Origin of the sequence: Shewanella sp. SP1S1-7, assembly GCF_031932105.1 — a bacterium.
GTDB lineage: Bacteria > Pseudomonadota > Gammaproteobacteria > Enterobacterales > Shewanellaceae > Shewanella > Shewanella baltica.
The window spans coordinates 55078-74220 of the sequence record NZ_JAUOEU010000014.1 but is presented as its reverse complement, the minus strand read 5'-3'; the positions used below and the strand labels follow the sequence as shown (position 1 = coordinate 74220).

The 19143-nt window shown below is 46.8% G+C and carries 15 protein-coding genes and 4 tRNA genes; 13 read left to right on the top strand and 6 right to left on the bottom strand.

The window, feature by feature from the left end:
* Positions 1–65: 65 nt before the first annotated feature.
* Positions 66–1640 (top strand): PAS domain-containing methyl-accepting chemotaxis protein, encoded by a 1575-nt coding sequence (locus Q4Q49_RS12485; RefSeq protein WP_311999484.1) that lies wholly within the window; start codon positions 66–68, stop codon positions 1638–1640.
* Between the two features lie 86 nt (positions 1641–1726).
* On the opposite strand, the gene Q4Q49_RS12480 is transcribed toward Q4Q49_RS12485, so the two are convergent.
* Positions 1727–2662, bottom strand: coding sequence for a D-2-hydroxyacid dehydrogenase (locus tag Q4Q49_RS12480; RefSeq protein WP_311999483.1), 936 nt, complete (start codon positions 2660–2662; stop codon positions 1727–1729).
* Between the two features lie 94 nt (positions 2663–2756).
* Here Q4Q49_RS12480 and Q4Q49_RS12475 point away from each other — a divergent pair, with 94 nt between their 5' ends.
* Positions 2757–3089, top strand: a complete 333-nt coding sequence (locus Q4Q49_RS12475; protein ID WP_198555555.1) for a DUF3392 domain-containing protein — start codon at positions 2757–2759, stop codon at positions 3087–3089.
* A gap of 20 nt (positions 3090–3109) precedes the next feature.
* On the opposite strand, the gene Q4Q49_RS12470 is transcribed toward Q4Q49_RS12475, so the two are convergent.
* From Q4Q49_RS12470 to rsgA, 5 genes are all read right to left on the bottom strand, one after another.
* Positions 3110–3832 carry a glycerophosphodiester phosphodiesterase family protein gene (locus tag Q4Q49_RS12470; RefSeq protein ID WP_311999482.1) on the bottom strand — a complete coding sequence of 241 codons (723 nt, stop codon included), beginning with the start codon at positions 3830–3832 and terminating at the stop codon, positions 3110–3112.
* Positions 3833–3846: 14 nt separating this feature from the next.
* Positions 3847–7050, bottom strand: a complete 3204-nt coding sequence (locus Q4Q49_RS12465; RefSeq protein WP_311999500.1) for a mechanosensitive ion channel domain-containing protein — start codon at positions 7048–7050, stop codon at positions 3847–3849.
* Between the two features lie 68 nt (positions 7051–7118).
* On the bottom strand, positions 7119–8000 hold the full coding sequence (locus Q4Q49_RS12460; RefSeq protein WP_311999481.1) for a DMT family transporter: 882 nt from the start codon (positions 7998–8000) through the stop codon (positions 7119–7121).
* Between the two features lie 6 nt (positions 8001–8006).
* Positions 8007–8885, bottom strand: a complete 879-nt coding sequence (asd, locus tag Q4Q49_RS12455; RefSeq protein WP_011845719.1) for an archaetidylserine decarboxylase — start codon at positions 8883–8885, stop codon at positions 8007–8009.
* A 62-nt stretch (positions 8886–8947) separates the two neighbouring features.
* The gene (gene rsgA / locus Q4Q49_RS12450) at positions 8948–10012 is read right to left on the bottom strand and encodes a small ribosomal subunit biogenesis GTPase RsgA (protein ID WP_259585424.1); all 1065 of its coding nucleotides are present in this window, start codon (positions 10010–10012) and stop codon (positions 8948–8950) included.
* Positions 10013–10124: 112 nt separating this feature from the next.
* Here rsgA and orn point away from each other — a divergent pair, with 112 nt between their 5' ends.
* The 11 genes from orn to miaA all read left to right on the top strand — a co-directional run bounded on the left by orn (position 10125) and on the right by miaA (position 19062).
* Complete coding sequence (gene orn / locus Q4Q49_RS12445) at positions 10125–10670, top strand: oligoribonuclease (protein WP_006080044.1); 546 nt, start codon at positions 10125–10127, stop codon at positions 10668–10670.
* A 190-nt stretch (positions 10671–10860) separates the two neighbouring features.
* Positions 10861–10936: transfer RNA gene (locus Q4Q49_RS12440), tRNA-Gly, on the top strand.
* Between the two features lie 121 nt (positions 10937–11057).
* Positions 11058–11133, top strand: a tRNA-Gly gene (locus Q4Q49_RS12435).
* A 42-nt stretch (positions 11134–11175) separates the two neighbouring features.
* Positions 11176–11251: transfer RNA gene (locus tag Q4Q49_RS12430), tRNA-Gly, on the top strand.
* Positions 11252–11285: 34 nt separating this feature from the next.
* Positions 11286–11361 (top strand) — tRNA-Gly (locus tag Q4Q49_RS12425).
* A gap of 653 nt (positions 11362–12014) precedes the next feature.
* On the top strand, positions 12015–12470 hold the full coding sequence (locus tag Q4Q49_RS12420) for a hypothetical protein (protein ID WP_006080046.1): 456 nt from the start codon (positions 12015–12017) through the stop codon (positions 12468–12470).
* A gap of 270 nt (positions 12471–12740) precedes the next feature.
* Positions 12741–14225 (top strand): NAD(P)H-hydrate dehydratase, encoded by a 1485-nt coding sequence (locus Q4Q49_RS12415; RefSeq protein ID WP_311999480.1) that lies wholly within the window; start codon positions 12741–12743, stop codon positions 14223–14225.
* 102 nt (positions 14226–14327) lie between these two features.
* Positions 14328–14786 carry a tRNA (adenosine(37)-N6)-threonylcarbamoyltransferase complex ATPase subunit type 1 TsaE gene (tsaE, locus tag Q4Q49_RS12410; RefSeq protein ID WP_311999479.1) on the top strand — a complete coding sequence of 153 codons (459 nt, stop codon included), beginning with the start codon at positions 14328–14330 and terminating at the stop codon, positions 14784–14786.
* Positions 14787–14794: 8 nt separating this feature from the next.
* On the top strand, positions 14795–16216 hold the full coding sequence (locus tag Q4Q49_RS12405) for an N-acetylmuramoyl-L-alanine amidase (RefSeq protein ID WP_006080051.1): 1422 nt from the start codon (positions 14795–14797) through the stop codon (positions 16214–16216).
* 13 nt (positions 16217–16229) lie between these two features.
* A complete protein-coding gene (mutL, locus tag Q4Q49_RS12400) occupies positions 16230–18143 on the top strand; it encodes a DNA mismatch repair endonuclease MutL (protein WP_409373201.1) in 1914 nt (637 codons plus the stop codon).
* Complete coding sequence (gene miaA, locus Q4Q49_RS12395) at positions 18136–19062, top strand: tRNA (adenosine(37)-N6)-dimethylallyltransferase MiaA (protein WP_006084208.1); 927 nt, start codon at positions 18136–18138, stop codon at positions 19060–19062. Before mutL ends, miaA begins: the two co-directional genes overlap by 8 nt.
* Positions 19063–19143: the final 81 nt, after the last annotated feature.

Genomic DNA, 19143 nt, shown 5'->3' with positions numbered 1-19143 from the left:
ATGCCTCACGGATGGATAACTCATGGATGAATAACGAAGAATTAATCAAAGATCCATAAGGTTTCATGAGAACTAATCTACCAGTTACACAGCGAGAATATGATTATCCAGCGGATTGGATTTTATTGTCGACCACGGATACTCAAAGTCATATTACCTACGCCAACCAATCTTTTTGTACCGTTGCCGGTTTTGAACTCGATGCCATGTTAGGTAAGCCCCACAACATGGTGCGTCATCCAGATATGCCTCCCCATGCGTTTGAAGATATGTGGCGCTGCATCAAAAAAGGCGAGCCTTGGAAAGGAATAGTGAAAAATCGCTGCGCCAATGGCGATCACTATTGGGTTGATGCCTATGTCTCACCCATTTCAGTTAATGGCAAAGTCGTCGAGTTTCAATCTGTACGCACTAAACCCACCCGCGAGCAGGTTAAGCGTGCAGAAACGGCTTATGCAGAATTGAACAAAAATGGCAGCGTCAGCGCGTTAAAACGTACAGTGAGCATGCCCACCAAATTGCTGTTATTAGCATTACTTGCCATGCTGCCGATGCTTTACCTTGCTTTGCAAATTGGCTTAATGGGCTTTATTGCTCTAGCGATTAGCATTCTGGTATTGCTGGTGGGCGGTAATCTGGTGCTGAGTCGTTATTATGCTATCGTGGCTAAGGCAAAGCATATCTACGATAACCCTTTGATGGCACATATTTACAGTGGAAACTCTGATGATCTTGGCGCGATTGATTTAGCGCTGCAAATGCAGAATTCTGAGCTTAAGTCGATTCTGGGGCGTGCATCGGATTCCTGTTATAACGTGTCAGAACAGGCCAAAATTTCTGCCGCCAAGGGCAAACAAATCCAGAGTACCAGTCAGGCTCAACTGTCTGAAATAGAACAAGTCGCTACGGCGATGCAGGAAATGACCGCTACATTAGGCGATATGTCCTCCAATTGTGCTGATGCAGCCAGTGCCTCGCAAATGGCATCCGCTGAAACCATCAATGGCGATAAAACGGTGTCGAGCACCATTAGCTCGATTCAAGCTATGGCGGAGCAGCTGCAACAAACATCAAAGGTGATTACTGAGTTAGAAGCCCACAGTAAAGATATTGGCACAGTACTCGATGTGATTCAGAGTATTGCGGGTCAGACGAATCTACTGGCATTAAATGCCGCGATTGAAGCGGCTCGCGCGGGTGAGCAAGGGCGTGGCTTTGCCGTTGTTGCAGACGAGGTTAGGGCCTTGGCGCAACGTACCCACGATGCTACTAAGGAAATCCAAAGCATGATTAACCTGTTGCAGCAGGGGACCAACAAAGCTGTGGTCAGCATGCAGCAAGGAGTGGTTGCCGCTGCCGACTGTATTTCAACGGCGGATTTAGCGGGTACGGCATTGCGTACGATTCGTGAGGCCATTTCGACCATTACCGATATGACGCACCATATTGCCAGCGCGGTTGAAGAGCAATCGAGTGTGGCAAATGAGATGAATCGCAGCGTGGTGAATGTGTCGCAATTTACCCATTCTAGCCATCAACTCGGCAGTGAAATGGTCGGCTTGAATGATGAAGTGACTCACGAAATGGATTCACACTCGGTATTGGTTGAGCAATTTTTAAAGCGCAGCTTTAGGATTTAACTGTCTAAAACTTAAGATAAATAAGGCAATAGTCTGACTATTGCCTTTGCTTTTTCTGCTCTCTGCATCAATTCCTGAGCGCTAACTCAATAGCCCTTACTAAAGTCGATTCGATTCTGCAGTGGCTCACCGCTAATGTAGCGGCGATAGTTTTGGCTAAAAATCTCGACGATTTGTGCAGGATGGCTTGGCGCTGAAATATGCGGCGTGATGATGGCATTTTCCCGTTCCCAAATGGGATGGCTATTGGGCAAAGGTTCTTGAGCAAAAACATCCAAAACCGCTTGTTGGGCAGGTTTAGCGATAAGCAGGACATTAAGCGCATCGAGATCGAGTGCATCACCGCGGCCAACGTTAAACAGCACTGCATCATCTTTTAGCTTGCCTAAGGTATCAGCGTTAAGCAGGCTTTGGGTTGCCGGAGTGCTGGGCAGTAAATTCACCACCACATCGGCTTGCGTTAACGTCTGGGCTAAATTGGCCATCGCTTCAATGGCATCAAAACCTTCTACGGCATCACCACTGCTATTAATACCTGTGATATGCATGCCAAAGTGTTTTGCGGTTTGCGCTAGATGCTGGGCGATTGAGCCAGTACCGAGTAAGAGTAATCGCATTCCCTGTAAACTTGTGTGACGTATGGGGAGTTGAACTTGCCACTGTTTTTGCTGTTTCTGCTGGCGATAAAAGCCATGACCACGGATATGCGCGAGTAAATAACCGAACACAAACTCACTCATCAACGGGCCGAAAATGCCTTTAATATTGGTAAGTTGATAGTCTTTTCTGCCCCTTGGGCTCATCAGAGCATCTATGCCTGCAAAGCTTGATTGTAACCATTGCAGATTTTTAGCATGGGGCAATAGGGGCGCGGCGAGTTTAGGTTCGGCTAACCAAATATCCGCTTCAATTATGCCCGCTGGATTATCATCGAGTATCTCTAAATCAGGGAGTTTCTGCGCCTCAATCAAGTCGCGGTACTGCTGATTTGCCTTCGTTAGCAAGAGTAACTTGTGCCCCATGGCGTCTCCCTTTATGCTTAGTTATTGTTATTTTTCAATGTGCTGTCGCGGTCACTTCGAGGGATTGCGTCGCATCTTTTTAGGTTGAGTCATTATGGATCAGTTAATCGCCCTTATTGCCCAATTGGGGAACATGCTTCGCCCTTGGGCTTTTGATATTGCTACCGCTATGGTGGTGTGTCTTATTTTGGTTTTTTCAGCGGATGTCAATCGTCTCTTAAGGCGTCATTTGTTGGGGCAGTCTTTTGTGCTACGGACATTTGTTTTTATTATTGTGAATGCCTTTGGCTATGGCCTATTGATCGTAAAAACCACGCCTTGGGTGGCAAGACATATAGTGGCTATGCCATCCCATTGGATGTTTTTACTGATAGTGGCCGTGTTCATTTTTATCGGCTATTGGGCTCAGCGAAATAACCAAGTCTAATATCGATATCAAGCTTGTCGTTATTCGAAGTAACCAGAGTAATCGGCCGTTGTCATTTGAGTTAAGGCTTGCATGGCGCGGTCGGGATAATTGCTGAACACACCATCGACGCCCATCTGCTTAAGTGCATGAATATCGTCGCTATGATCGACCGTATAAACATAAACCTTAGCGCCTCTGTTGTGGGCGTCATCCACTAAGTCTTGGCTGATAAAGCTGAGATCTAAGTGAAGCGAGTAAGCATTTAACTCACTGACAACTGCGGCATTATCAAGCGGAATACTGGCCAGCAGCGGCGCGACTAAAGCCTCGGGCAAAGCTTGTTTAAGTTCATGCAGATACGGGTGATTAAAAGAAGAGATCAGTAACTGCTCCTTGGTAAACCCAAGCTGACTCATAGCCTTTGGATATAAATCGATTAACGGCGTGACGGTATTAATGCCTTTTAATTCAATATTGACTATGCAGCGCCCCGCAATCAGCTCAAGTACCTGCCATAGCGTTGGTATGGGCTCGCCTTTCACATTGATACTCGCCAGATAGTCTTTGGTCGTTAAGTGAATGACGCCCGTGCCCGAGCTTTTGTTATCGAGTCGTCTGTCGTGAAACACGACTAACTCACCTTCGACATTATGCACATCAAGTTCGACAGCCTGTGCACCCAATTCTAACGCTTTAGCCATGGCGGCTAAGGTATTTTCGGCCTGATAACCGCTGGCGCCGCGGTGAGCAAAAATAAGCATGGTCTGCGATCCTATTAGCTTCTAATAATGCCTTGTTGCTCGCGATTTTGACCATTCTTAATATGGATTTCCATCTGCGGGTAGGCGAGTTCGAGATTGTTTTCTTTGAGTTTTTTAGTCACTCGTTTATGTAAATCATGGCGCAGTGGCCAGCGTGCCGACATATCTTTGGCATAGGCGCGCACTTCATAATCTTGGGTATGTTTACCAAAGCCGGCAAACCAGACTTCAGGTTCTGGGCTGGCAAGTGCATCTTCACACTCTTGCACCGCTTGATACAGCGTCGCTTCGACTTTGGCTGGGTCTGAATCCCGCGCCACCGACACATAAACAATGACCCGCGTAATAGGATCTGACAAAGACCAGTTGATCAGCTGCTCTGTGATAAAGGCCTTGTTTGGGATGATAATTTCCTTTCTATCCCAGTCAATAATGGTGGTCGCCCGAATTTGGATTTTACTGACTGTCCCTGTTAAATCACGAATTGTCACTGTGTCGCCAATTCGCACGGGTTTTTCAAACAAAATGATCAAACCTGAGATAAAGTTGGCGAAAATTTCTTGCAAACCAAAACCTAAACCGAGCGACAGTGCGGCAATCAGCCATTGAAGCTTAGACCATTCCATCCCGAGATTAGAAAAGCCGATTAATAGCCCAAGGAAAACCACCAGATAACGACTGACGGTTGTGATCGCAAACCCCGTTCCGGGCGAGAGATCAAGCCTTTGCAGGATCATTAGTTCAAGTAGGCCGGGTAAATTGGTGGCAATCATTAACGAGAAACCCACCACTATCAGCCCAAACATCAAGGACTTCATGGTAATGGGCAGTTGTTGTTCTAGGCCATTAACGCTGGTATTGGTCGTCCACAGCGTAATGCCGTCGAGGAAGGAAAACAGCGCCGTATGGGTTTGAGTCCACAGACCAATCAAGCTGGCTAAAAAGGCCAATAACAACAGCGAACGTACTAGGCCGAGGGATTGGCTCGAAATGGTTTCGAGATCGACCACAGGTTCTTCGTAGGTATCGAGTCCATCGGCGGAGAGATGATGGGTTTCACCTTTCTCCCGCTGGGCCAAGCGTTCGGCACGTTTTGCCTTAGCGCGATCGAAGGCGATACGCCGGCGTTCAATCAACATCCAGCGTTTGATCAGTTGGTATAAGAGCAAGAAACCCAGACCAAGTACGATCGACAATTGCAGTTGTAACAGCATTTGGAAGGCGGTGAAGTAGTAACCCCTAAAGGCTAATCCGGCACTCAACAGTGGCACAGAAATTAGCAAAGCCCAGAGGATTTTCTGAATGAGTTTTTTGTTTTTACCGTCTTTCTTCGCATCCGAGTTTTTACGGCTGAGGATTAAGATGTCTTTGTATAACAAGAATAAAACGATACAGAAAACAATAAAGGCACCGCGGCCTATGCTGTTGCGCACCAGTGACGTGTCGAGCACTTCGGTAAAGCCCATCAAGCCCAATAATGGACTGGCGACCAGCACAAAGTGCCTGAGCCTTGATTGTCCCGCTTGGATGAGCTTCGAGGGGCGTTTGAAATGGCCCACGAGTACGCCTTTGTCGAGCGTCAGAATAAAGATGAAGCGATATAAGAGGTAAACTAAACCTATCGCCAGTATGCCCATGCCCACTGCTTGCACAAAGTTGCGATCGGATTGATAAAAAATCAATCCCGCCATGATCACTGGGAAAGGTTTTATCAAGGCATAACTGACACTGCAGGCGAGTGCCTTGAGGGTGTAAATGAATTTATCTTGGGTCACATTGCCCACATAAGTGGTGTAATGATTTAGCAAGCGATTGAATTTAGGCGTGATTAAGTCCTGTACGACTAAACACAGTACCAGCAATATGATCCACCAAGACCAATAATCGTTTTGCTCTTCCCACGCTTTACCCAGTTCATCCCACTGCGCTTGCTGTACTAACCAAACCGCGCTGCGCTCAAGGTCGGTCAGCCATAATTTACTGATACTGGCGGCATTAGGCACCCAGAACAAATGCTCGTTAAGGGTGTTTTTGAGGGTGAGGTGCTGCTGACTCAGTTGTTGATAGTTGACCTTCAACTTACCTAATTCACTCAAGTATTGGTCATAGCTTTGCATCAGCTGCGAGATCAAACTTTGCTGCGAGTGCAGTAGTTTAATCTGTTGCTCATTGTATAAGCCGGGCTGTTCTAACTCTTGATCATTAAGGGCTTGTTGCTGCTCTAAATGGTATCTGTCTAAGCGTGCATCGGCGATCAGGGTTTGCAGTTTTTCGTGGTTTGGCGGCTTAGGCAGCGATTGCAACATTTGCAAAAAGCGCTCACCAAAGGCGGAGTTCATTTTGACCCAAGTGATCTGTTCTTGAATATTTGCCAACTGTTTGGCTTGGGATTGATATTGGGTTTCCGACTGCTCTTGTTGCTCGACCACATTGTTGATCTGCAAAGTTAACGTTTGCAGCTTTTGGCCGTAAATCTGGTTAGTGTCGGCAATATTACGGGTGATAGGATCGATAACTTTTTCGGTATTAACTAAGTTTTTGGCTAGGGTGGCATCCGTTTGTTGCTGACGTTGTTTATTGATTGCCTTGTTGATGGTTTCAATCAAAGCTTCTTGCTGCACCAGTTGTTGGCGGACTAGCTGTAATTGCAATTGCGTCAGTTCAATGCGTTTTTGGCTGCTGGCGAGTTCAGCCTCATTGGTCGCAAGGCTTTGTTCAAAGAAGAGTCGTTGAGTTTGTTGTAACTCACCCGTTGGGGTATCAAGTGGGGCGAGTTCAGCCTTTTTGTTTTGGGCGACACTCTGTCTCGCGCTGGCGATCACTGTGGGTAAGTCGTTGTGACGCTGTAATAAATCGTTTACTTGTCGGCCAAGGGTCGATTCGCTTTCTTTAAGCTCTGACAAACGAATATAGGCCATCGAAGCTTGCTGGCTGAGGTCTGTGCCTTTTTCCAGTGAGAGAGGTTTGTAGGCTTCTTTCAGTGCTTGGTTGGTGCGCTTCTTGTGTTGTTCAAAATCGATCTGCGCCTGTTGGAAACTGGTCGCACTGGCGGCGAGCTTCTCTATGTTAATTTTTAGGTCGTTAATTTGTTCATCAATGCTGAGATTTTGTTGCTGATCTTGCTTGTTCATGCCAAGACGTTTGTCCAACTGCAAAGGCGAATTGGCTAGGACGGAAAATGAGAAAAAAGCAATAATGAACAATAAAATACGTGGCATATGGGCTAAAGACATTTAGGGGCGAAAGACGCTCCATATTAGCCAAATTGCGTTGAGATTGGTATGTTTCAGGCGTTCTTTTTTCGCCGCTGTGACTGGTGCGATTGATGGGTTTCGAAGATGGCGGTCGCGACTATGATAGTGCCGCCGATTATGGTGTTGAGATTGAGCTCTTCACCCAAAATAATCAGCGCTAACATGGCGCCATAGAAGGGCTGTAAGCAAGAGACTAGCCCAACCGTTTTGGCGCTGAGTTGCCTCAGTGCGGAAGTAAATAGTGCGTGGGGCGCGGCGGTAAAGACGACGCCGAGTAAAATAATTAATCCCCACACTTCTAATGAGATATTGCCCAGTTCCGTTTGGTGCCACGGCATCAGGAATACAACAGCGACTAAAGTTTGATAGAACATGGCATGGGGGCCGCTGTACTGGGAAAAGTAGCGTTTGTGCAATAAGTTACGGGCGGTGAACAAGATGGCGGACACTATGCCGATGGCAATGCCCAGCGTAGTGTCGTTACCTAAATTGGCCTCAGGGATGAGTAATATCACCCCAATCAGCACTAACGCGCCGCTGATGATATCGAGTAATTTTATTTTACTGCCTGTCAGCAACGGCTCGGCAATCACTGTCATCACCGGATAGGTGAAAAATGCGATCATGCCAATGGCAACCGACGAGAGTTGCATGGCGGCAAAATAAGTGACCCAATGCAGACTGACGATAACCCCAAGCCCGATGGCGACCAGATAATCTTGTTTGCTGGCCAGCGTTAGCCGTTTACGGCTGAGTTTGACCAGCAAACCTAACACAGTGGCGGCGACGATACAGCGTAGGAAGGTGATGTCGAGGGCGCTGAGTGGGATTAATTTAGAAAACAAAGCCGTGCCGCCAAATAGCAGCACAGCCAAATGTAATTCAATTAATCCCGAAGGTTTAGCAGAACTCAAGAAGATTTAATCCGCTTGCTTAACGTCTTTTAGGTTAGCGAAGGCTTGTCCCATGCGCGTTACGGCTTCGGCTTCGACACCTTCAGCAAAGGTCGCGATAGCATCTTTAGCAAATAACATCACCACAGTACTGCCTAACTTAAAGCGGCCCATTTCCTCACCTTTGTCTAAGGTGATGGCATCGGGGCCTTGGGTTGGATATTCCCAAGTGAAGACTTGCTTACCTGTCGGCGGCGTGACTGTGCCTGCCCAGACGGTTTCGATACTGGCAACAATCGTTGCGCCAACCAATACCATGGCTAATGGACCTAATTCGGTTTCGAAAATCGCCACCACACGTTCGTTACGGGCAAAGAGACCGGGTACGTTTCTGGCCGTTAACGGATTTACCGAAAACAGTTCACCAGGTACGTAAGTCATTTTTGATAACGTGCCTTTAATCGGCATGTGGATACGGTGATAGTCTTTAGGCGCCAGATAGATAGTCGCAAAATCACCGCCTTCGAAGCGTTTAGCATCTTCCGCTTGATCGCCAAGCAGGGTTAAGGATGAATAGTGGTGACCCTTAGCTTGGAAGATGCGGCCGTTTTTAATTGGGCCTAATTGGCTTACGGCACCATCGACGGGATGCACCATGATATCGGCGTCCATATCTAACGGACGAATACCGGGTTTAAGGGCGCGGGTAAAAAAGGCATTAAAGCTTTTATAGGCTTCAGGCTCACTCTGCGCCGCTTCGCTCATATCAATTTTATATTGCTTGATAAACCACTTGATAGCGGCCGTGGTTAACGCGCCCGCTTCGGCGGCGGCGAGTTTACCCACTAAACGAGATAATAAGTGTTTCGGTAGCATGTACTGCAGCGCTATTTTGACTTTATCCAATTTTAATTCCTTTTCTTACTGCTCAATCTTTGCTGAGACTGTTGTTATTTATCAATAAGTCGCTATTCGTCAGTGGCCGCGCGGAAATGGCGGGCATGACGTTGTTCATCTAAGCTGGCGATAATTTTATGGTAATTATTAAAGCGATCTGCGCTGATCTTACCTTGGCTCAGGGCTTCTTGCAGTGCACAGCCGGGATCGTCACCGTGTTTACAATCACGGAACTTACACGCGCCAAGATACTCGCGAAACTCGATAAAACACCAGCCTACACGTTGCGCAGGAAGATGCCATAGGGCGAATTCGCGCACGCCTGGGGAGTCGATTAAATCGCCGCCACTAGGCAAGTGCAACAGTTTGGCTGTGGTGGTGGTGTGTTGACCTAAACCTGAGTTATCGGAAACATCACCAATCACCAGTTCGGCATCGGGTAATAGCGCATTGATGATCGATGACTTACCCACACCAGATTGGCCGGCAAATACGCTGACTTTATCTTTGAGTATGTCTTTGATGGTATCGATACCATCACCTAACTTGCTGCTGACTTTATAAACTGGATAGCCAATATCTTTATAGCGCTGCAGCGCTTCATCGATTGCCTGCGCTTCATCGGGGTTGAGCAGGTCAATTTTATTCAAAATGATGATAGGCGGAATATCGGTATCTTCGGCAGCCACTAAATAACGATCGATGATCTGGGTGGTAAAGCTGGGTAATACCGAGGACACAATCAAAATTTGGTCGATATTCGAGGCGATGATTTTCACGCCATCGTATAAATCTGGGCGTGTAAGTGATGAGCGACGTGGGTGAACGGCTTCAACAATACCTGCGATGCCGCTATTGGCTTGGCTCTCAATGGCTAAGCGTACGATCACTTTATCGCCAGTGACTAAACTGGTGACGGCACGGCGAATATTACAGCGCACAACTTGGCCGCTTTCGGTTTCTATGTCGGCATGTTGGCCAAAACGAGAAATCACAGTACCGGGCTGTTCTTGCCCCAGTGAACTATCCTGTAACTCTGGCGTATTTTTTTCGCCACTGTCACGATTGAGTCGCTTCTCGTGATTAGCACGCATACGGCGTAATTGACCTTGGCTTAGGGGTTTCTTTTTACTCACTGATTCGTCTTCGTCAATTAGGTGATTTTTTGTGTCGGAAAAAAGCAGTATGATACACGCTCTTGAATAAAAAAGCCTGAATTTAGGCTAACTGACATGATAAGGCTGATTTATGACGGCAGATGTAAATAATCTCATTTGGATCGATTTGGAAATGACAGGGTTAGAGCCCGACGTCGACAGGATCATTGAAATTGCCACTTTAGTGACAGATCAAGAACTCAATATTATCGGTCAAGGTCCGGTTATCGCGATTCATCAATCGGATGACGTGCTGGCCGCTATGGATGATTGGAATCAAAAGCACCATGGTGAGTCAGGGTTGATTGACCGCGTTCGTGCTAGCCAAGAAACCGAAGCGCAAGCCGTGGCTAAGACGATTGCCTTCTTAGAACAGTATGTTCCTAAGGGCGCTTCTCCAATGTGTGGTAACAGTATTGGCCAAGATAGACGCTTCTTAAATCGTTATATGCGCGAGCTGGAAGATTATTTCCACTACCGCAATGTGGATGTCAGTACGATTAAAGAGCTAGTGAAGCGTTGGAGCCCAGAAACTATGGCGGGCTTTAAGAAGCAAAACACTCACCAAGCACTGCAGGATATCCAAGAGTCGATCGCTGAATTGCAGTATTATCGCAGCAAAGTATTTAAAATTTGACCGATCAGTAGATAAATATGCAAGAAGGGGTTGCAGCCGCATGAATTTTTCATATAATGCGGCCTCAACTTTTTGATGCGAACAGAGATGTACGGTCATTTAGATTGAATGCGACATTAGCTCAGTTGATAAAGGTTGATAGACGATACCTTTGTCAATGTTGAAGGCAAATGTAGCAGCGATACAAAAGGCGACATTAGCTCAGTTGGTAGAGCGATACCTTGCCAAGGTATAGGTCATCGGTTCGAACCCGATATGTCGCTCCAAATTAAAATTTAGTGATTTGCCAAATCATTAATACAGATTATGCGACATTAGCTCAGTTGATAAAGGTTGATAGACGATACCTTTTTGAATGTTGAAGGCTGATGTGACAGCGATAATTATGCGACATTAGCTCAGTTGGTAGAGCGATACCTTGCCAAGGTATAGGTCATCGGTTCGAACCCGATATGTCGCTCCAAATTAAAACTTAGTGATTTACCAAATCATTAATACAGATTATGCGACATTAGCTCAGTTGGTAGAGCGATACCTTGCCAAGGTATAGGTCATCGGTTCGAACCCGATATGTCGCTCCAAATTCTAGACTGTCACAGTCTTAAAATGTGAAATGCGACATTAGCTCAGTTGGTAGAGCGATACCTTGCCAAGGTATAGGTCATCGGTTCGAACCCGATATGTCGCTCCAATTTCCTAAATATTCCACTATCACATTACTCAATTGACATTAGAACAGTTGCGAACTTGATATGGCGATACCTTCTTTTTTGCCAAGGTATAGGTCATCGGTTCGAACCGCTCTTGATCAAAATCATGTCGCTCCAATTTCCTAAATATTCCACTATCGCATTGCTCAATTGACATTAGCTCAGTTGTGATTTTTGATATGGCGATACCTTTGTGATTGTTAAATTAGTCAAGGCATAGGTCATTGCTCGAACTACTCCCGATAAAATCATTTCGCTGTAATTCCGTTAAACTCTCCAACAGCGACTTTTTCACGTCATTCCCTCAATTAGCTCATCTATTCCTTTCTTGACTAACTACTATCCACTGCAAACCCTCTATCTTTGATTCATCATGTACAACCAAAGGCTTACGTTAACCTATTGGGCTAAGTGTTTTGAGATCTCTTTTGGCTTTTTCTCTCTTATACAAAACAGTGTGATAGGATTTAGATGCGTGATCTGTAGCGTGTTTCTTCAAGTTTTCCTAAATTAGATAGCTTCGCGAAAGTTAAATTATGACCTTGTTCAAATATTCGTAACGCTTTTACTCACATAATGAAGCTAGACAAAATTAATAGCGCCAAGTAGTTGGCCTGACAGTGGAGTGCATTATATGCGTATTCAACAATTACGTGATCTACTTGAGTATGTGGCAAATTGCCGCTTAGATATGGCGCAACTCTATGGCCGACTCAATAATCAAGCTGACTCGGCCCGTGTGAAAATGATGCTGGATTATTTTGAGTCACATCAAAAAACCATGGCGGAGAAACTGCGTGATTATATAGAAGAAGCGCCACATCGTATTCTTGATACTTGGTACAAAGACTTCACCTTTGAAGACTTTACCAAGCGTTGCCAAGATACTATGTTGCCCGCTAACATGAATGAAGACGATGTGCTCAACTTGCACTTAGACTTAGAAAATCGTCTGATTGGTTTGTTAGAAAAAACGGTTAACTCAACCACTGCCGAAGATGCGCGTAATGCGTTAGCCAACTTGATCCGAGTAGAGAAAACTCAGCAACAACGTTTGGTCCACAGTACGATTCGGATGGACGATATCTAAACCGTCATCGCTTCTCAATTCCCAAAGCCAGCCTAGTGCTGGCTTTTGTCTTTGTGTCATCTGTGTATCGACGACTTTTGCGCTACTTTGCTCCATTTGGGCGGGTATCTGCGCTTGAACTGATTTACGTCATGATTTCCCAATCCGATTCTTGCTACTTTCTTGATCTATTGGCTGTTTTTATTATCGGCCTTGCTCAATGCTGCCAAGACTCCTATGGTGAGGTAACTCATTGTGGAATGAAGTCGTTGGCGTCTAAGGAGATCCTTCATGGCACAAGATCTATCGCAATTTCCCAAGGCCTTATTTACCCAAGCACAAGTTCGCCAAGCTGAACTGAGTGCTGTGTCGCAGGGAGCCTCTAGCCTCTATGAATTGGTCGAGCGTGCTGGCGCGGCGGCTTTTGAATGTTTAACAAAACATAACCCCAATGCCTCTTCTGTATTTATCCTCGCTGGCAGCGGTAACAATGGTGCCGATGCCTTAGTGTGCGCTCGTTTAGCCCTTGCCAGTGATATGGCCGTTTCAGTGATGATGACGTCAGCGGCAGGCACGCCTGAGTGTCAGCAAGCATTGGCTCATTATCTTAAAGACGGTGGAGAGTTACTGCCGAAAGCCGTTGCGCCCATTCTTGCGGCCAAAATCATCGTCGATGGTTTACTCGGCACAGGTGTGCGAGATGCGGTGCGCGACGATATGGCTGAGTATATTTGCGCCATCAATGACAATGCAGCTTGGGTATTGAGCCTTGATTTACCGTCTGGAGTGATTGCCGATACCGGCGCTGTGGCGGGTGTTGCTGTGATGGCGGATGTCACCTTGTGTTTTGGTGGCTGGAAGCAAGGTTTGTTAACGGGTAAGGCGCGGCATTACAGCGGCGAACTTGAATTTGCCGCTTTAGGATTAACACCTTTCTTCGCTGAAGCGAGTGCACAAAGAGTCGGAAAAGAGACGCTTAAAGATTACTTTGCCGCCAGAGCGCGCGATAGCCATAAAGGCCAGTCGGGTAAGGTCACTGTTATCGGCGGTGATATGGGCATGGCTGGCGCCGTGCGACTGGCCAGTGAGGCATGTCTGCGTGCCGGTGCAGGATTAGTCACTGTCATCAGTCGACCAGAGCATCAGTTGACGGTAAATGTCTCTCGTCCGGAATTGATGTTCTGGGGTTGTGACTTAGTCGATATGGAAGTGTATCTGCGCCTTGGTTGGGCGCAGGTTATCGTACTTGGCCCTGGTTTAGGTAAGCATGACTGGGGCTATAACTTGTTTAAAGCCGTGGGCTTAAGCGATAAACCCTGTGTTTTGGATGCCGATGCCTTAAATCTATTGAGCAATGAACCGCGCCGGCAAACCAATTGGGTGCTAACACCGCATCCGGGTGAGGCTGCGCGTTTACTCGGCTGCTCTGTGGCAGAAATTGAGCAGGATAGGTTTGCGGCTGTACGGGCGATACAGCAAAAGTACGGCGGTGTTGTGTTGCTAAAAGGCGCGGGAACGGTCATTTTTGATGGCAAACAAATGGTTGTTGCACCTGTCGGTAATCCTGGGCTTGCCAGTGGTGGGTGTGGCGATGTGTTATCTGGTATTATAGGCGCGCTCATGGCTCAAGGAATGGATAACATGCAGGCGACTGTGCTGGGTGTTGTTGTACATGGTTGCGCTGCCGATCTTGCGGCAATACAGGGAGAACGTGGCATGTTAGCGAGCGATTTAATGCCTTTTATTCGCCAATTAGTGAATAGTGATTTACTCTAGGCGGTATGTGAGACTCAAGCGGGGCTGGACTTTGTTCTGTGCCCTGTGCCTTTTTAGGGTTGAGTCGCTTCTCCATTAATAACAGCAGTGATATAAGCGGATATGACAGAGTTAACTTTTTTCTTAGACAACGAAGACGACACTATTGCGGTTGGGCAAAAATTAGCCCGCCATGTCCAAGCGCCTTTGACTCTGTATCTTACGGGTGATTTAGGCGCCGGTAAAACGACGCTGAGTCGCGGCTTAATTCAAGGTTTGGGCCATAAAGGGGCAGTTAAAAGCCCGACTTACACTTTAGTTGAACCATATGAGCTAGAGGGTGTCGAAATTTATCATTTTGATTTGTATCGTTTAAACGATCCAGAAGAACTCGAGTTTATGGGTATTCGTGATTACTTCACGGATAAGAGTCTGTGCATTGTTGAATGGCCAGATAAGGGAGAGGGTTTATTGCCCGATGCCGATGTCCATATGCATTTAAGTTATCAAAATAGTGGGCGTGAAATACGCATAGAGGCCTTGTCAGAGCCAGGTGAAAAGTTATTAAAAGCGATAAAATAAAAACTAAAATGATAAAAAATAACCCTTATTTTCAAATTATTATTCTTTCTTTATGTTCTTTTTTATCTGTGGCGGCCCATGCGGCTAATCAGTTAGAAAGCGTACGTATTTGGGCTGCGCCTGAGTCGACTCGAATCGTGTTTGATTTAAGTGAAGCGCCAGATTACACCTATTTCTCTTTAGATGGCCCTAATCGCTTAGTGGTGGATTTAAAAAAGTCCGCCACTAAAGTTGCGCTTAAAAATCTTGAAAACAACAGTAAGTTAGTCAAGGGCGTGCGAGTCAGTAAGTCGCCGACTAAGGGCGATTTACGCTTAGTAATCGATTTGGTGAAGCCACTGAATGCGAGCTTGTTCTCGTTGCCCGTGACTGCGCCCTATGGCAATCGTCTCGTGGTTGATTTAGAAGATAAAACCTTAACAACCGCAACCGCAGTTGTCTCATCCACACCCGTTAAAACCGTTACCCAAGCGGCGCAATCATCCCGCGATATCGTGATTGCTATCGATGCGGGTCATGGCGGCGACGACCCCGGCTCCATTGGCCCTTCTGGCGTTTACGAAAAAAAGGTTGCCCTAGAAATCGCCAGGCGTGTTTCGAGTAAAATCAATGACACGCCCGGCATGCGCGCTGTGATGATCCGCACCGGCGATTATTTTGTGAATCTGAATAAGCGCTCTGAGCTGGCCCGCAACAGTAAGGCCGATCTGCTGATTTCTATCCATGCCGATGCTTTTACTTCCCCGAATCCGCGCGGCGCCTCTGTGTGGGTATTATCCATGCGTCGGGCTAACAGTGAAATTGGCCGTTGGTTAGAGCAAAAAGAAAAGCATTCTGAGTTACTTGGCGGCGCGGGTGAGATTATCCAAAACACGGATAATGAACAGTATTTAGCCATGACGCTGCTGGATATGTCGATGAACAGTTCGATGGCCATTGGTCATTCAGTCGCTGGCGATATTCTTAAGGATTTAGGCGGCGTGACTGATTTACACAAGAGTCGCCCCGAGTCGGCGAGTTTAGCTGTGCTGAAATCACCGGATATTCCTTCTATCTTGGTGGAAACGGGCTTTATTTCGAATCCGAAAGAAGAGCGTTTGCTATCGAGCAGTCGTCATCAAGAAAACATCGCTAATGCTATCTACAAGGGTGTGAGTCGTTACTATCACAATAATCCGCCGGCGGATACCTTGCTTGCCCAGCGAGGCGGCGCAAGCTCTAGCAGTGCTAAATCGACTAAAGAGAGAACGCCAACCGCTTATGTGGGAAGTTCAACGGCATCGAATGTCAAACATAAAGTCAGTCGTGGTGAGTCTTTATCAGCCATTGCGCAGCGTTACCGTGTGCCTATGTCTAGCATCAAACAAGCGAATGGGATGAAGTCCGATGTGGTGCAGTTAGGACAAACGTTAGTCATACCCCAGAGTTAAATAGGAAAGCATGATGGGCATTCAGATTCTGCCACCGCAATTAGCCAACCAAATTGCGGCGGGGGAAGTGGTTGAGAGACCCGCTTCCGTAGTCAAAGAATTGGTCGAGAATAGCCTCGACGCAGGAGCGAGCCGAGTCGATATTGAAATCGATAAAGGCGGCAGCAAGCTGATTAAAATTCGCGATAACGGCTCTGGCATACCCAAAGATGAACTCGCATTGGCCTTATCGCGCCATGCGACTTCAAAGTTGCACACCTTAGACGATCTTGAAGCTATCCTCAGTTTTGGTTTCCGTGGTGAAGCGTTAGCCAGTATCAGCTCAGTCTCACGCTTAACGTTGACGTCGCGAACTGCAGATCAAACCGAAGCATGGCAAGCCCATGCCGAAGGTGCCGACATGGCGGTTAAAATCATGCCCGCCGCGCATCCTGTTGGTTCGACGATTGAAGTGGTGGATTTATTCTTTAATACGCCAGCTCGCAGACGCTTTTTAAAGAGCGATAAAACCGAATTTACCCATATCGATGAATGGTTAAAGCGCATTGCATTAGTGCGCGGCGATATCCATTTCACGCTGACCCATAACGGTAAGACGGTACGTAATTATCGTCCCGCCATGAATGAAGCCCAGTATTTACAGCGTTTGACGCAAGTAAGTGGTCGCCCATTTGCTGAGCAAGCGCTTAAGATTGAATGCCAGCATGATGATTTACGCCTAAGTGGCTATTTGCAGTCACCTTGGTCGCCCGTTATCAGCGATACCCATTACTTTTATGTCAACGGACGCTTAATCCGTGACCGCTTAGTCAATCATGCGGTGCGCCAAGCCTTTGCCCAAAAAGCGGAACTGGAGCAACCCGGCTATGTGTTGATGTTGGATATCGATCCCCATCAAGTTGATGTTAACGTGCATCCGGCTAAGCATGAGGTGCGATTCCATCAGAGTCGCTATGTGCATGATTATATTCTGCAAGCATTGCAATCGGCGCTGGAAGAAGCGGGGGAACTCGACTTCGTTCACTCAAGCTCTTTGGATGAAGTTGAAGATGTGTTTGTGGATGCCCCGATAAGCGCCACTGAAATCTCAGCCCCCTTTGTACTTGGTGCTGATTCAGCTCAAGTTAATGTGCCAGCTGATACACTTGAGTCTGCTCAACCGTTAGTTGCCTCTGCCGTTCAAGTAAAATCTGCCGGCGCAGGACGAGAAGGCGCCAGTTTTGGCACTCAAACCAATGCCTTTGGCAGCATGGCCACGCCAAGGGACAATAGTCGCGGCAGTTATTCTGCTGGTGAATCTCGGCAACGTACTGAATTACCGTCAAAAGCGGCAATTGCAAGTTATGGTGCTTTACTGCAAACACCTTCTTACAGTGTAAAAGATCAAGATTATCAGCCATCTCTGCCTATGCCTGCTATTTTAGATGGCCAATATTGGGTAATGGCGACGGCGGATAAACTGAGTCTATTGCCAATAAAATCAGTAGCATTGGCGACGCGCAGCCAAGAGATTGAGGCTAAGCTAGCGACCGGATTAATTGGCCAGCCTTTACTGATGCCAGTGTCTGTCGCGGCCGATGCAGATTGGCAGGCTGTGCTCGATGAACATGACACGCTGATCCGCCAGTTAGGTTTAGAACTAACAATTCGTTACCAGCAGTTGATTATTAAAAAAGTGCCCCCATATATCAGAGAGAGCCAGTTAGCAAAAGTGATACCTGAGTGGTTACAATCGCTGCGTTTTGAAACACCTGCGCCAAGCGCATTGGCATTTTGGTTGGCAAAACACAGTTTAACGGGATTCGTTTCGGCACCAGAAATCTGGGCAGCATTTTCGCAGTTAGCTGAAGAGAAAAAACAGCTTATTGCCAACAAAGCAATATTATTACCTTGGCAATCGTGGCTAGAAGAGCAAGCAAGTGAATAAAGAATTACAGCCTAAAGTGATATTTTTGATGGGGCCAACGGCCTCGGGCAAAACTGCTTTAGCATTAGAATTGGCCGAAAAGCATAACTGCGAAATCATTTCGGTCGATTCAGCATTAATTTATCGCGGTATGGACATTGGCAGCGCCAAGCCTTCCGCCGACGAACTGGCCCGTGGGCCACACCGATTGATCGACATTCGCGATCCTAGCGAAAGTTATTCGGCAGCCGACTTTAGAGCCGATGCGATAGCCGAGATAGAACAGATTGTCAGCATGGGTAAAACGCCAGTATTAGTTGGCGGAACCATGATGTATTTCAAAGCGTTACTCGAAGGTTTATCACCTTTGCCGAGTGCGGACGAGGCCATTAGAGCCGAGATCCAAGCTGAGGCGGATGAAAAGGGATGGGAAGCACTGCATGACCAATTAAGGGAGATAGATCCCGTGTCGGCAGAAAGAATTCATCCTAATGATCCACAAAGACTTTCAAGAGCGCTGGAAGTCTATAGAATAAGCGGCAAGAGTATGACTGAGCTGACTCAGACCAAATCTGCTCCCTTGCCCTATGACGTAGTGCAGTTTGCTATTGCACCGCGTGAGCGCAAAGTGTTACATGACTTAATTGCGCAACGTTTTGCGATTATGCTCAAGCAGGGCTTTCTTGAGGAAGTCACAGAGCTGAAAGCCCGTGGAGACCTGCATTTAGACTTGCCTTCAATGCGTTGTGTGGGTTATCGACAGTGCTGGCAATATCTCGATGGTGAGTTTGACTATGATACTATGGTCGAAAAAGCGGTTGCTGCTACTAGGCAATTGGCTAAGCGTCAATTAACATGGTTGCGCAGTTGGCCAGAGTTGAATTGGCTCGAAAGTGGTGCTGAGGGGAATTTAGTTACACTTATGCGTCAATGCCGCTAGCTTATTAGCCCTTGCTGTATAATACTAAAACTAAACAAAAAACTATCACTGATATCGATTTATTTTATATAAATTAAAAAG

Coding starts and splice junctions, on each gene's coding strand:
- Q4Q49_RS12485 (WP_311999484.1), top strand. CDS start 66: ATGAGAACTAATCTACCAGTTACACAGCGAGAATATGATTATCCAGCG.
- Q4Q49_RS12480 (WP_311999483.1), bottom strand. CDS start 2,662: ATGGGGCACAAGTTACTCTTGCTAACGAAGGCAAATCAGCAGTACCGC.
- Q4Q49_RS12475 (WP_198555555.1), top strand. CDS start 2,757: ATGGATCAGTTAATCGCCCTTATTGCCCAATTGGGGAACATGCTTCGC.
- Q4Q49_RS12470 (WP_311999482.1), bottom strand. CDS start 3,832: ATGCTTATTTTTGCTCACCGCGGCGCCAGCGGTTATCAGGCCGAAAAT.
- Q4Q49_RS12465 (WP_311999500.1), bottom strand. CDS start 7,050: ATGCCACGTATTTTATTGTTCATTATTGCTTTTTTCTCATTTTCCGTC.
- orn (WP_006080044.1), top strand. CDS start 10,125: ATGACGGCAGATGTAAATAATCTCATTTGGATCGATTTGGAAATGACA.
- Q4Q49_RS12420 (WP_006080046.1), top strand. CDS start 12,015: ATGCGTATTCAACAATTACGTGATCTACTTGAGTATGTGGCAAATTGC.
- Q4Q49_RS12415 (WP_311999480.1), top strand. CDS start 12,741: ATGGCACAAGATCTATCGCAATTTCCCAAGGCCTTATTTACCCAAGCA.
- tsaE (WP_311999479.1), top strand. CDS start 14,328: ATGACAGAGTTAACTTTTTTCTTAGACAACGAAGACGACACTATTGCG.
- Q4Q49_RS12405 (WP_006080051.1), top strand. CDS start 14,795: ATGATAAAAAATAACCCTTATTTTCAAATTATTATTCTTTCTTTATGT.
- mutL (WP_409373201.1), top strand. CDS start 16,230: ATGGGCATTCAGATTCTGCCACCGCAATTAGCCAACCAAATTGCGGCG.